A 13,945-nucleotide genomic window follows, 5' to 3' on the forward strand; every position below is an offset into this window, starting at 1 on the left:
GAATGAAAAAAGAAAAGAGCAGAAAACAGTTCCTTCGGGGCCGCATTATTGCACTTTCCCTGTTTGCGGTTCTGGCGATTGTTCTCAATATTCTCATCAATGTTTTCAGCGGATACGCTGATTTGTATTTAGGTAAAGGGAAAGCTGTCATTACAACAGCGGAAGGCACAGAGGACTGGGACAGCGAATACTACTCTCTCGATTACGCCTCCGAAATGCTTCTGAAGGAAGCGGCCGAGGATCTGGTAAAAAAAATCGAAGCGGAAGGAGCCGTACTTCTGAAGAATAACGGAGCTCTACCCCTCGAAACATCAGCTTCGAACAGGACAAAAATCACTTTGATGGGCCGTGATGCCGTCGACTCGGTTTTCGGTGGTTCGGGATCCGGTTCTGTCGATATTTCAACTGTTGTCGATTTGAAAGAAGGTCTGGAAAAGGCAAACTACAGCATTAACGAAACGGTTTATTCCCTCTTTGATTCCTTCGCCGCTTACACCATGGGGCGGAACAACTTCGGACAGCCCGCAAAAAAATACGAGAATCCCAAGGCGGATATTGTCATGGACAAGCCGCAGGATTCGACTTATTACATCGGAGAAATGCCTGTTGACAGATTTACCGATGACGCACTGGCCAGTTTCAGTACATATGACGATGCGGCAATTATCATGTTCGGCCGTGGGGGCGGAGAAGGGGGAGACCTTTCTCAGAATATGAAAGGGTTCGAAGAAAACTATGAGCCCGGACAGCATCAGCTGGAACTCAACAAGGATGAGAAGGATCTTCTCGAACTGGCTAAAAAGAACTTCGACAAGGTAATCGTCCTCATCAACTCAAGCGCTGCCATGGAAATGGGTATTCTTGAAGATGATCCGGAAATCGATGCGGTCCTATGGGTCGGTTCACCCGGTCAGACAGGATTTCTCGCTGTCGGAGAAATTCTGAACGGAACGGTCAATCCCTCAGGGAGGACAGCCGATATCTATGCAGCCGATTTTACAAAGGATCCCACTTTTGTCAATTTCGGACACTTTCAGTATTCCAATATCAGCCGTAATAACTCGTACGGCGACGCCTTTCTCGTTGAATACGAGGAAGGGATATATATGGGGTACCGCTACTACGAAACGGCAGCGGCTGAAGGTTTCATCAACTATGACGAAGCCGTTGTCTATCCATTTGGTTTCGGGCTCAGTTACACTGATTTTCATTGGGAAGTTACGTCCCGGGAGATCGGAGATATCAATGGATCCATTTCAGTCGATGTTAGAGTTACCAATAAGGGCGATCGGGCCGGAAAAGAAGTGGTTCAGCTATATTATTCAGCACCCTACTATAAGGGCGGCGTAGAGAAATCGGAAGTTGTTCTCGGAGATTTCGCGAAAACCGGTCTTCTCGGTCCGGGAGAATCGGAAACTGTCACTCTGTCAATTGCCGTGGAGGATATGGCCTCCTATGATTTCCTTCAGGAGAGAGCCTATGTTCTCGATAAGGGAGATTACAGGATCAGGCTTCAGACCGACTCTCACAACATGAAGGAAGGCGTGGATGAGATCGTCTATTCCGTTGACAGCACTATTGTCTATAAGGACAGGAGCGGAAGAGAATCCGATCTTGTAGCGGCGACAAATCTCTTCGATGATGTTTCGTCCGAGATCAGCAGAACCCTTTCGAGAAGTGATTTCGCCGGAACCTTTCCCACTGCGCCCAAAGCAGAGGATCTGAAAGCAAGCGATGCGGTTCTGGCTGCTTTTGCCCCTTATTGGGCCGGTGATCACGATGATCCGGAGGCCGAAATGCCGGTTACCGGAGCGGAAAACGGAATCTCTCTGATCAACATGAGAGGCCGGGACTTCAGTGATCCCCTCTGGGAGCCTTTCCTGGATCAGCTCAATCCCGAAGATATCATAACCATTGTCATCAACAGCGCCTATAATACGGGAGAGATTGACAACATTGGCAAGCCTGCTACGGTTGACCTCGATGGACCGGCTGGAATCAACTCTTTCATGGGTGCCAATATACACGGCGTAGCCTACACTTCAGCGGTTGTTATAGCATCGACTTTCAGCACCGAAATAGCCTTTGAAATGGGTGAAATGGTCGGAAACGAAGGTCTGTTCTATGATGTTCACGGATGGTATGCTCCTGCTGTTAATATTCACAGATCTCCCTTTGCCGGTAGAAACTTCGAGTATTATTCAGAAGATCCTTACCTCTCGGGGAAAATCGGAACTTCCGTTGTTGAGGGAACAGCCTCAAAAGGTGTCTATGCCTATGTGAAGCATTATGCGCTGAATGACCAGGAGGCGAACAGAAATGCCAATGGTGTGGCAACCTGGGCCAATGAGCAGTCAATCAGAGAGATCTATCTGAAGCCCTTTGAGCTCATTGTCAAAAATGCCGAAACCACGGTCAAGTACATATCCGATGAGGCCGGTACGGTCAGTGAAAAAATCATGCCCGCTTCCACAGCGATTATGAGTTCGTTCAACAGAATCGGAGGGGTCTGGGCCGGTGGATCAGTTCCTCTTATGCAGAATATCCTCCGTGATGAATGGGGTTTCAAAGGTGTCGTGATCAGTGACTTCAACCTCTATGACCATATGGATGTCAATCAGGGACTGGCTGCCGGAACCGACATCAACATCACCTTCGAGTCTATGAAATCCATGGATGAAACGGAAAGCGCTACTGTTGTCCAGCAACTGCGCCGGACCGGGCACAGGCTTCTCTATACCGTGGCGAACAGCCATGCCATGAATGGAATAGTTCCCGGAGCGACGGTAACGTTTACAATGGCTCCCTGGATGATCGGCCTTATTGCAGCCGATATCCTCATAGCTCTTCTTCTGGCTCTCGGTATATTTATCACTTTGAGAAAAGCCGGAAAACTGAACTGATAGACAGGATTTCAGGAGTGCTGCCTACCTTCCGGCGGTGCTCCTTTATTTTGCAATAGGAGATTTTCATGAAAATAAGCCCTCTCCGACTGCTAACTGCGGCGATGGTATGCACAGTTTTAATCTCGTGCGGAGTAGAAAAAAAAGTGATCCTTCATGCAGGGGAGATGAGTGATGGTACATTGGCCGTTTACGCTTCCGGTATGGATAAACTGGTTTTTCTGGAGAGCGGCAGCTCTCTTGAAGTGCCTTACGGTCCTCTTGCAATTGAAGCGATAGGCGATCAGGGCTATGAGTTCAGTTACTGGAATGGTGTAGATGGAGAAGACTCGAAACTCTTTTTCAATATTGAGGAGGAACAGACGATCGGTGCTGTTTTTGTTCAGGCGGAATACTCTGTCAGCCTCGATGAGGCAGTAAACGGAAACGTAACCGTGAATCCTGAAGTTATCCCGGGAAAGAAATATCCAGCCAATACCGTATTTACCATAGAGGCCGAAGCTGATGCGGGGTTTGAGATCGACTCTCTCTATTATGCCGTACCCGGCCCATGGTGGGTTGATTATTTCGAAAGTCCGAAAAGTCATTTTGAAGTCAGACTCACATCACCAATGGTTTTGGGGGCTTCTTTCATGGACAGGAATATGACGAAAGGAATAAAAGTTATCAACGACATTGTCTATGCAAAGCCGGGAGTGAAGGAGCTGAAATATGACCTGTTCTCTCCCGAAAACGCAGCTGAACTGCCCCTTCTCATCATTGTCCACGGTGGGGGATGGTCGTCCAACAGTGAAGATGTTATGAGGGGGATGGCCCGGGAGATTGCCGGAACAGGTAAATATGTTGTGGCCAGCATCGATTACCGGTGGATCGGTCATCTCGATGGAGATCCGGAGCCGAATCTTATGCATGATCTGATCGGAGACGTCTACGGCGCCATGGCTCACGTAATCGAGCATGCTGAAGAATACGGTGCCGATCCGGAGTGTATAGTAATTACCGGAGACAGTGCCGGAGGGCATCTCAGCGCATCCGCAGCAACTATGATTGAACGTATCGGAGACGGCGGATTTGGAGAAAAGAAGGGAGTGTATGAAATTATGCCCACTTATCTCCCCGCTAAAATGTCTGTTTATGAGTTCAGAGATTTTCTGAAAGGAGCCTTAAGGGCAGCTGCACCGAGTTACGGAGTATTTGATGTTAGAACTAACCCGGAAGTGCCCATGCCGGAACAGTCCTCAGATGCTTTGAGGGCGGTCAGTCCAATCTTCAACATTCCTGCCGAAGATGAACGCTCTATTCCTCATTTCCTGGTTCGTGGTACAGCCGATCCGCTCATTAGGGATGAAATGGTTCGCATCTATAACGACGCTCTGCAAGATGCCGGACAGGATGCTCTCTACCTGCAGGTTCCCGATGCCGGACATGCCTTTTTTGACTGGAAACCCGACCGGGAGACTCAAGCTGTTTTTGAAGAATTCGGCGTTCCCAATATTTACGAAATGCTGGACTTTTTTGACCGGTTCATTAAATAATACCTAAGGCCGCACTTTCCTGAGTGCGGCCTTCCTTTTTAAGGAGATCTCTCCATGAATAATTCCGTTTTCAACCCCTTTCTACCGGCCGGTGAATACATTCCCGATGGAGAACCGCGGGTTTTCGGTGACAGAGTTTACCTTTACGGATCGCATGACCGCTTCAACGGAGCAATTTTCTGCCTGAACGATTATGTCTCCTATTCTGCTCCTTTAGAGAATCTCTCTGACTGGAGATATGAAGGAATTATATACAGAAAGACTCAGGATCCCGGTAATCGTCTGGGGCTTCGCCTCCTTTTCGCTCCCGATGTTGTTCAGGGCTCCGATAACCGTTATTACCTCTACTATACGCTGGATTTCAGCGGTATTATGGGAGTCGCTGTTTCCGATAGACCTTCCGGTCCCTTCTCTTTTCACGGTCATATCAGGGATTCCGGCGGAGCAAGATGGGGGCGCCGCACAGGAGATCATCTTCCCTTCGATCCGGGGGTTCTGGTCGATCGGGGGCGAGTCTACCTCTATTCGGGTTTCGCTGTAAAGATCCCGGCTCCTCTGACGGGATTCCGATCGCTGAAAAGCGAAGGAGGAGTCGTTGTCGAACTTGAAACCGATATGATCACAATTAAAAAAGAACCCCTCCTTCTCTTTCCCGCTAAAGGGCCGGGCTCATATTCGGACCACGAGTTTTTTGAAGCCTCTTCCATTCGGAAAATAAATGATCTTTATTATTTCATCTATTCATCACGTCACAATCACGAGCTATGTTATGCTGTCAGTGAACGACCCGATTCGGGGTTCCAATTTGCCGGAACTCTGGTCAGCCTCGGCGATATCGGATTAAGTGGAATTACGCAAGAGGGAAAAGGGCGCAATTACCTCGGCAATACACACGGAAGTCTGCTCCAACATAACGGGAAGTTCTTCATTTTTTATCACAGGCAGACGAACCGGAATTCCTTTTCACGACAGGCCTGCGCTGAAGAATTGCCGCTGGGCGGGAACGGGCTGCCGGTGCAGGCGGAAGTTACCAGCTGCGGTCTGAACGGCAAGCCTCTTCCGGGAAGTGGGGAATACGGTGCGTATATAGCCTGTAATCTCGGTTCATTGAGAGGAGTCGGCCGTTATGACAGTTATTGCCCGCGATTTCTCTTCCGAAAGCACCCTTATATCACTCAGGAGGGAAAGGACGGCCGGCCCGGAGCTTATCAGTATATCGCCAATATGCAAAATGGAGCACTAGTCGGCTTTAAATATTTCGAGTTTGTACAGTCCGGAACAATAACCATAAAGGCAAGAGGAGCGGCTGAAGGGGAAATAACAGTTTTCTGTTCTGAGCAGGGAGATAAAGTTGCTGAATTTCCCCTTCATCTCAGGAACCGTAGAAGATGGACTGAGATCCGGACCTCATTCAGTCCGCCGGTTGGAGTCCATCCCCTTTATTTCCGGTTTTCCGGAAAGGGGAAAATGGATTTCCTGTCTTTTACTTTTTTAAGGTAAAATATTTACCATGACTCTATACTTTTCGGTTGATGTAGGACGAATAATCCTTCAGTTTCGGCTTATAATCCGATTGAAACAGATCGGAAGAAATTATAAAATCGGCGGTAGCCCGGTTTGAAGCCCGTCCTATACATATATAATCATCACAAACCAATTTTCGAAAACCTTGCCGATTAAGCAGGGGATCGAGATGCTCTGATCCGGCGAGAAACCTTTGTCCGATGGATGGAAAATCTCTTAATGAATCAGCTCGATCAATAATTTTTTCCACTACTTTCCTGGTATTTGTCTGACTATCGGCAGCTATGTAGTCATGAATTTATTTTAGCCAGTCTTTGGACTCATTAGTCCAGAATGTTTCTACCAATTCTGTATTTCTTTTTTCAGCTGTGATGTTGATGATACTTTTCCATCAAGAGAATTTTGTAATCCCTTATTGACCATGTCAGAGAAACTCAACTCCTGCAATATTTCAATATAGCTGGAATTTTCAGGCTGTTCTGTAATTATTTTTTATCATTTGCTCTTTAACGGCATTCATATCAATCCTCTTAAATTAAGAGTATATCACTATTCGGAAAATGTTAATTATTCAGGTGTTGCGAGATTTTCATTTTCTACATGGAAGAGTCGTAATGACAAAATAATTAGAACCGGCTTTTCTCTTGAGGAAATGGAAATTATGGAAAAACATTAAGACTCGACGATATGGAAGCAATATATATGAAAAAAGGAGCTGTCTTCTAACTACTTGTTAAGGAGTTAGAAGATGAGTAAAACATACAGGAAAGCCTCAATCAGCGACAATAACAAAGGCGGAGCTAGATGGGCAAAGCGGCAAGCAAATAAAGCTGTTCGAAGGCTGGAAGGAGAAATTCCTAAAGGATATGGATTTATCAAAAAGATCTATAATTCCTGGGATATCCACGATTACAAATTTGTTAGTTACACTAAAAGAGATGTGATTGTTTCTTTGGAATTCCAGTTATCCTTTTCGGATACAGGAGTTGTCAATCTTAATCGTAGAGATCCCGATGTGTACAAAACAAAATTGTTCTCCAGAGACTCCATCCGTTTTATGGAGGAGCGATAAATGATACTAAACAGACTAAAAGAAATTGAAATCGAGCATGATATAAAAATTATCCTTGCAGTCGAGTCCGGCTCACGGGCCTGGGGTTTTGAATCCGCCGATAGTGATTATGATGTCAGGTTTGTTTATATGCATAAAAAGGACTGGTATCTCCATGTGAAACCGAAAAGAGATGTTATCGAATACCCGATCGTTGATGATTTTGATTTCTCCGGTTGGGATATTAAGAAGACATTAGTACTCATCTCGCGATCAAATAATACTTTTTCTGAATGGTTGAGATCTCCTATTGTTTATATTCGAGATAATCGATCCGTTGATATTCTCCGGGAGATTAATAATCTGTATTTCTCACCAGTTTCATCGATATATCATTATTTGAGTATGGCTGAAAGGAATTTTGATCCAATACAGAAAAAGGATCAAATCAGGTTGAAGAAGTATTTTTATGTTTTAAGGCCGATTCTGGCCTGTTTCTGGATAATGAAATATAAAGAGTTTCCTCCAATAGAGTTTGAGAAGCTTCTAACTCTGTTGGATATAGAAAACCCTGTATATCAAAAAATCAAAGATCTGTTGGAAATTAAGAAGAGTTTGCTGGAATCTAGCGAGATTTCCAGCATTGGATTACTCGATTCCTATATCTCTGAAAGCCTTTATGCAATCAGAAAATCTGTAGAACATATGAAAAAGCCGAAAACTTCAGATAATGAAACTCTCGATAAGGCATTTATTGATCTTGTTAATCTCTTTGATAATTGATGTAAATGCTATATACTTAAAGTGTATAGCAAGGGGAGGAATTATGAATATTGGATCAGTTTTTGAAAATAACAGAACTCAGGCTGTTCGCCTTCCAGTTGAAACCAGATTCCCTAAAAATATAAAGAAAGTTACGGTTCGAGTCGTCGGAGAGTCCCGGATAATTGCTCCGCTAAATAAAAGCTGGGATGATTTCTTTCTTTCCGGTGAAGTGGGAGTCACCGATGATTTCATATCAGAACGTGCTTCTCAGCATCAGGCGGAAAGGGAATCATTTTAAATGCTGAAATACATGCTTGATACAAATATAGTTATTTATGTGATTAAACGGCGACCTATTGAATTGCTCGATGTTTTCAATAAACATGTGGACCAGATGTGTATCAGCACAATTACTCTGGCTGAACTCATGCATGGTGTTGAAAAAAGTTCAAAGCCTGAACAGAATCTTAGAAATGTTGAAGACTTTGTAACCCATCTCGATGTACTGCATTATGATGATGAAGTGGCGATGCATTATGGTGATATAAGAGCCGATCTGGAAAAAAAAGGAACTGTGATTGGTGTTAATGATCTCCATATTGCCGGACATGCCCGGAGCAAAGGACTCATCCTGGTATCGAACAATACGAGAGAATTTGAACGGGTGGAAGGGCTGAGGTTGATTGATTGGACTGTTTCTGAGAAGTGACACCGTTATTGACTCCAGTATTTTATAAATCCAGATTAGCGGCATGGATGCCGCGGCAGCAATTGCGATACAGTGACAGCCCCATAGACTATTGTCCTGCTTCATCTCATGAATCAGATTTTTTCTCTTTTTGAGAAAGATGTTGAATAATGAATTTAGCAAGGAACAGATGAAGATGAAACAAGGATTTCAGATGATTTCTTCCCAGTCTCTCCTGCTGTAAAGGACACGGATTATCGACACTATTTTTTTATTATCATCGACTATGTAAAAGGCCAGGTAGTTATCGATTGCCATTTTTCTGATACCATTTCTGGATAACATCTCATCTTTTAACAGATTAAATCTCTTTGGCATCTCCTCCAGACTTAAAATACTTTTTCTAAATTTTACTGCCAATTTTTTTGCCGACAAGGGATTCTTAAGTTCCAGATTGATATAGGATACAATTCCCTTAATATCGGATTGAGCGGTATCGGAAACTTCAACAGAATACTTGTGCATTAAATTGAATTTTCCAAATCATCAAAAAAATCAGCTGCCCCTTTGACTCTGTTGCTTTTTATATCCTCTAGTCCCTTATCCAGCATTTTGTATAGCTCAAATTTTCCTGCCAGGATTTCAAAGGTTTCTATACTCATTACAGCAAGATCTCCTTTGCCGTTTTTCGTAATATAGACAGGTTCATTATTTTCATGACAAAATTCAGAGATTTCATTGTATTTGTTTCTTAAATCGGAGCTGGGTCTGATGCTTGGCATAATATACCTCCTTCCCTATATACATATTATATCGATATTTTGATATAATGTCGATTATTCCCAGGTGTAATATTAAAACACAATGTATAATAAGGGCATTCCATAAAACGACACTGAAATACGGTAAATGTTCAGGAACCTTGCTGATGAGCATTGATCGGATAAACCTCTTCTCCTGAGTAGAGAAGGGCAGTTTTTACATTCTTCTCTTTGAAGTACCGTATATACCTCTGATTCTCCTGCCAAATGAGAGCAATTTTGGGAATAATTGATTTCCTATTGATAATGTAAAAGAGGGCGAACTTAAGAAGATGACAGAATGATTTCAGTAACAGCATATTAATAGAATCAACAAGTTTTATAGGCGTAAAATGAACCAATAATTCTTTGGCGCTAATTTATTGTTAGTACGGGCAAAAGATATATGACTTGGGAGCATCTTTTTTCGTCTAAATGCTGTCTTTAAAGGGAAACATCTTTTAATTCCTGTTACTTTCTTTCCACTTCAACGTAATGATAAAAAGAATCACCAGTGTAATCAGCTCCACAGCCGCGCCGGCAATGTAATGAGGAGAAGAATCTCCCAGCCCGATGATGTAAAGGCCTGTAAAAACTATAGTGATATAGTGCATTATTTTGCTGGGGCGGAAGGGCAGAACCCGCGAGAGAAAGATCATGACCGTCGGCACATTGGTCATGAATACAGCGATGGCCATGAATACTCCGGCGTCTCCGGGGATATCCATATTCCCACCACCGGAAAGAATTACAATGATCGAATAAATATCAATAAAAATCATATTGATCATTAGGACGATCCATAAAGTCGATTGAATCACAGGTACGTTTTGTTTCATAAAAATCCTCCGATAAATTATGATCACAGTCTAGCCAGAGATGTTTATTGATGTCATTGATCGAGGTTAAGATCGTTACCGGTTTTGAGATTGGAGTCTGCGCCGTATGCGGCTCAGCGATTCCGGTTTGATCCCCAAATAACTGGCAATGTGATATTGAGGGACTCTCTGCAGTAGATCGGGGCGCTGTTCCCGGAGGGCGATATAGCGATCTTCTGCCGAAGAAGTGCGATAAAAAGTAAACTTCTTCTGCAGAGAATGACTCATTGTCTCCGCCATGGCCAGGCAGACATTTTTAATCTCTGGATGTCTTTTAAAGGCTTCTTCTTCCATAGAAGGGGTGCTGGCAATCAGGATAAGCTCTTCCATGGCTATGAGACTATGGCTGGCAGGTCGTTTTTCTCCCAGCTCCAGAGGCATAATCGGCTCCTCTTCACAGTAAAAATCCAGAGTTTTGTCTTCCCCGCTCACTAGAGAGAAACTCCGGACACATCCTTTGAGGATAAAGAAGGTTTCTTCTGAAAGATCCCCCTGGCGAAGGAGAAATTCGTCTTTGCCATAGCGGCGGACCATTGCCGTTTCCACCAATAGAGAGGCCAATCTTTCATCGATTTCCATATATCGGGAAAGGAATATTTGAAGCTGTTCTACGGTTTCGTTCATTACAGCTCCTGGAGGTTCATATATTTTTCGTAAGTACCATCATTTCTATTTGAAATCATAACACGTTTTTCCAGAATGATTTATATATAACAAAATATATCAAATATTAGACTATTGTTTTATTTTTTGCAATTTATTGGAATTGTAATAGTAAAGAATTGTATTATCTTGAAATGGTTGGGAGAAATGCTTTTTTCACTTTTTTCATTTGGAAGTTGCTGGATTTGACTATACGGATTCAGGTTGAGTTTTTTCATAAATATACTATTCTTTTAATATGGGTAGATTCAATTTTATAATCTTCTTTATATTATTCATCGGGAGCACGATACTACAACCTGTGAATCTAACCGGACAGACTCTGGATACACTTGATTTCTCCATTGGCGAATACCCTCCCGGAGTATCAGAGTACTTGCCGGGATACGGTTTCTTTACGGAGATCGTAACAGAAGCCTTTAAAGCAGAAGGCATTGAGGTCAATTATAGTTTCTGTCCCTGGGCAAGAGTCTGGCTCAATATTACTGAAGGTAATTCTGACGGAAGTCTGGGTTACTTGTGGAATCCGGAAAGAGAGGAAGAAGTCCTTTACAGCAAACCTATCTGGGATATGAGTTTCAGCGCGGCCTTTTGCCTGAAAGAAAAGACCTTCCATATAAGCAAACCGGATGATTTAATGGATTACAAAGTAATCATCCAGAGAGGGTACTCATACGGAGCCAATGTGGATCAATACCTGGCTTCTGATAAAATTGATTACTGTGTGGTAGAAACTGAGGAACAGGCTTTTAAAATGCTAATTCTCAATCGTGCGGAATTTTTCCTGACAAACAATCTAAATGGATTGTACACCATTCAAACTTTTTTTCCGGAAGAAAATACGTTCACCTATTATAGCTATGATCCTACACTTAACGGTGCCAGTTTTCACATGGTTGTTTCTAAAAAGCACCCGCGCAGCCGATGGATAATTGAGCGATTCAACTCAGGTCTGGAAAAAATCAAAAGCTCCGGACTTTTTGATGAAATCTCAGCAGACTATCTGCCTCATTCTTAAAGTCGGGATAAGAATAAATCAATACTCCAGGACCTGGGGGTGTTTAAGGCCTTGATCTGATGATATATCGGATAGTCCATTATTTTCCAGAATCTTTCCTGCAAGCGCCATTCCGTCTGTGCTTTGGATTCTTTCTGTAGTAGAATCAATTGAGATTTTCATTCGCACCCCTCAGGTGATAAGGTGTTTATGGTTAAACTAGGGAAATCTTGTCTTCAGCCTTTTATCGTAAGGTTGTTTGTCTTCTTCTTATTCGACTTAAAGTTACATTTGTGATCCCAAGGTAAGAAGCTATGTGATAGTGGTTTATTCTATCGATTAAACCCGGGTATTCTCTGAGAAAATTATTATACCGAGTTTCCGCGTCATCGGACATTAACTCTCTCTCCCTTTTTTCCTTTTCTATAAAGAGGTTCATATAATACAGGGCCGTCACTTCTTTCCAGAACGGATTTGCGGAGAGGAGTTTCTCAAAGTTTTGAATGGACAGATAGAGTAGGGAACTCTCTTCCAGAGCTTCGATGGAGAACTTGGCTTCCTTATTCTCAAGGTGAGAACTATAGGCTGATAAAGGTCTCCCCGTTCCTCTGAAAACTATCGTTTTCTCATCTCCTTCATCTGTTGTGTAAAAAGCTCGGAACATCCCTGAAGCAATAAATGCCACTTTATCCGGCATATCACCCTCCCGGATAAGAAATTCACCTTTTTTCATCGTCATGAATTTTACCAGCTGACTGAAACGTTCCCATTCTCTTTCCGGGATTTGTCTCTCTTTGAGTATTCGGTGCCACAGATCCAACCATTCTTGTTCCACAATCCCATTATATCTGTTCCTCTGGAATCCGTCATAAAAGAATCAGACTTTGATGCCTCCAACAAATCGCAGAACTCTGAATTTTTTCAAAACACTCTTGTATAGCAGAAAGAAGAAACCATAGGTTCCCAATGTTGTAAGACTCCAGACTATGTAGTGATTTAAGCCGGTTCTTAAAAGAATGAAGTTGAAAAGGGATAGGATAAGGTAGTGGAATACATAGAGAGAGAATGAACTCCGGGACAGATACTGTAAAACTTTGCTGTCTTTATTGGCGTGCTGTCGAAAAAGAGATAGAAAAAACATAACCCACGAATAGGCCCCTGAGCCCCAGAATATCGATGAAATATGTGATTGAATATAGAATCTTTTAAAAACAATATGAATGACCGTGGATAAAACTGCTATGGCAAGGAAAGGAATTCTCTTTTTGTGAATTGCCACAATCAAGCATGTATCTCTACCAGCTGAATATCCAAGGAGATAGAATGAGAAATAGACGATAACATTTGCCCAGTCTCCCCAAAAGGATTGATACCCCGGGAAGTACGGTCTCAACAGTGCTTCCAAAAGCATTATGAAGAACATTGGAAGCAGGATATGATTGCCTCGGCTCAGAAACCATATGAATTTGCCTATGTAATTATTTCTTTGTTCAAACAGATGATGCAAGGGGATAATAAGGAAGGAATAAACAAGCAGATAAAGACAGAACCACATATGCCCCCAGAAAAGATACTTTTTAGGTTCAATAAAGAAATTAGGATAGAACTGGAGGAAATTGCCGATAAAACCATAATGGTTTACTGCCAGAAGATAGGCGGAGCAAGGACCAATTGTTAAAAGAACAAACAGAATTGGTAATAACAATCTTTTCACTCTATCAACAATGAACTCTTTTTCAGTTCTTCTTTTCAATGCCATAAAAGATGCCATTCCTGAAATGAAAAAAAGCATTCTCATAAACCAGAGATTGAGAAAATCAGATAGAAACACATAAAAAAAGGAATCAACAGGCTCTGCGCTGTATATATACCCTTTTCCTATATGGGAAAAAGAAACTGCTGTGTGAAAGGGAACCAGTAGCAGAACCACAATCACTCGGATCCAATCCAGATAATATTCTCTTTTGTTTTGCCTCATAGTCATACTCCTCACATGAGCTTACTCTGTTAATCTCATGACTTCATTAACATAGGTTAACTGGATTCTGCTGTTTCTTTTATATTAATTAGTACGTGTCGGAGTATGACTTCTCTATGCGCGCAAGGATTCTCATAAAGACATCCTCTATGAAGAATCCTTG

15 protein-coding genes are annotated in these 13,945 nt (G+C 42.7%); 8 read left to right on the forward strand and 7 right to left on the reverse strand.

Annotated features, from left to right (window positions below; all coding sequences use genetic code 11):
• Positions 1-2: 2 nt before the first annotated feature.
• From HNR50_RS07500 to vapC, 7 genes are all read left to right on the forward strand, one after another.
• Positions 3-2,903, forward strand: a complete 2,901-nt coding sequence (locus HNR50_RS07500) for a glycoside hydrolase family 3 C-terminal domain-containing protein (protein WP_184745451.1) — start codon at positions 3-5, stop codon at positions 2,901-2,903.
• 68 nt (positions 2,904-2,971) lie between these two features.
• On the forward strand, positions 2,972-4,438 hold the full coding sequence (locus HNR50_RS07505; RefSeq protein WP_184745453.1) for an alpha/beta hydrolase: 1,467 nt from the start codon (positions 2,972-2,974) through the stop codon (positions 4,436-4,438).
• A gap of 54 nt (positions 4,439-4,492) precedes the next feature.
• Positions 4,493-5,938 (forward strand): family 43 glycosylhydrolase, encoded by a 1,446-nt coding sequence (locus HNR50_RS07510; protein WP_184745455.1) that lies wholly within the window; start codon positions 4,493-4,495, stop codon positions 5,936-5,938.
• Positions 5,939-6,710: 772 nt separating this feature from the next.
• Positions 6,711-7,034 (forward strand): hypothetical protein, encoded by a 324-nt coding sequence (locus tag HNR50_RS07515; RefSeq protein WP_184745457.1) that lies wholly within the window; start codon positions 6,711-6,713, stop codon positions 7,032-7,034.
• On the forward strand, positions 7,035-7,796 hold the full coding sequence (locus HNR50_RS07520) for a nucleotidyltransferase domain-containing protein (protein WP_184745459.1): 762 nt from the start codon (positions 7,035-7,037) through the stop codon (positions 7,794-7,796). It begins immediately after the preceding gene.
• A gap of 43 nt (positions 7,797-7,839) precedes the next feature.
• Entirely contained in the window at positions 7,840-8,076 is a 237-nt protein-coding gene (gene vapB, locus HNR50_RS07525; protein WP_184745461.1) for a type II toxin-antitoxin system VapB family antitoxin, read from the forward strand.
• Between the two features lie 12 nt (positions 8,077-8,088).
• On the forward strand, positions 8,089-8,487 hold the full coding sequence (gene vapC, locus HNR50_RS07530) for a type II toxin-antitoxin system tRNA(fMet)-specific endonuclease VapC (RefSeq protein ID WP_281389061.1): 399 nt from the start codon (positions 8,089-8,091) through the stop codon (positions 8,485-8,487).
• Positions 8,488-8,676: 189 nt separating this feature from the next.
• Here vapC and HNR50_RS07535 read toward each other — a convergent pair whose 3' ends face one another.
• The 4 genes from HNR50_RS07535 to HNR50_RS07550 all read right to left on the reverse strand — a co-directional run bounded on the left by HNR50_RS07535 (position 8,677) and on the right by HNR50_RS07550 (position 10,768).
• Entirely contained in the window at positions 8,677-8,991 is a 315-nt protein-coding gene (locus tag HNR50_RS07535; RefSeq protein ID WP_184745465.1) for a type II toxin-antitoxin system RelE/ParE family toxin, read from the reverse strand.
• The gene (locus HNR50_RS07540; RefSeq protein WP_184745467.1) at positions 8,991-9,248 is read right to left on the reverse strand and encodes a type II toxin-antitoxin system Phd/YefM family antitoxin; all 258 of its coding nucleotides are present in this window, start codon (positions 9,246-9,248) and stop codon (positions 8,991-8,993) included. Before HNR50_RS07540 ends, HNR50_RS07535 begins: the two co-directional genes overlap by 1 nt.
• Positions 9,249-9,727: 479 nt before the next feature.
• The gene (locus tag HNR50_RS07545) at positions 9,728-10,105 is read right to left on the reverse strand and encodes a DUF6326 family protein (RefSeq protein ID WP_184745469.1); all 378 of its coding nucleotides are present in this window, start codon (positions 10,103-10,105) and stop codon (positions 9,728-9,730) included.
• Between the two features lie 75 nt (positions 10,106-10,180).
• Positions 10,181-10,768, reverse strand: a complete 588-nt coding sequence (locus HNR50_RS07550) for a Crp/Fnr family transcriptional regulator (RefSeq protein ID WP_184745471.1) — start codon at positions 10,766-10,768, stop codon at positions 10,181-10,183.
• Between the two features lie 340 nt (positions 10,769-11,108).
• Between HNR50_RS07550 and HNR50_RS07555 the strand changes: the two genes are divergently transcribed.
• Positions 11,109-11,825: a transporter substrate-binding domain-containing protein gene (locus HNR50_RS07555; RefSeq protein ID WP_184745473.1), complete on the forward strand. Its 717-nt coding sequence runs from the start codon at positions 11,109-11,111 to the stop codon at positions 11,823-11,825.
• Between the two features lie 18 nt (positions 11,826-11,843).
• Here the strand turns inward: HNR50_RS07555 and HNR50_RS07560 are convergent, their stop codons facing one another.
• The 3 genes from HNR50_RS07560 to HNR50_RS07570 form a co-directional block, all read right to left on the reverse strand.
• Entirely contained in the window at positions 11,844-11,987 is a 144-nt protein-coding gene (locus HNR50_RS07560; RefSeq protein WP_184745475.1) for a hypothetical protein, read from the reverse strand.
• A 61-nt stretch (positions 11,988-12,048) separates the two neighbouring features.
• Complete coding sequence (locus tag HNR50_RS07565) at positions 12,049-12,639, reverse strand: cyclic nucleotide-binding domain-containing protein (protein WP_184745477.1); 591 nt, start codon at positions 12,637-12,639, stop codon at positions 12,049-12,051.
• 42 nt (positions 12,640-12,681) lie between these two features.
• A complete protein-coding gene (locus HNR50_RS07570; RefSeq protein ID WP_184745479.1) occupies positions 12,682-13,788 on the reverse strand; it encodes an acyltransferase family protein in 1,107 nt (368 codons plus the stop codon).
• Positions 13,789-13,945: the final 157 nt, after the last annotated feature.

The organism is Spirochaeta isovalerica, assembly GCF_014207565.1.
Classification (GTDB): Bacteria; Spirochaetota; Spirochaetia; order DSM-2461; family DSM-2461; genus Spirochaeta_F; species Spirochaeta_F isovalerica.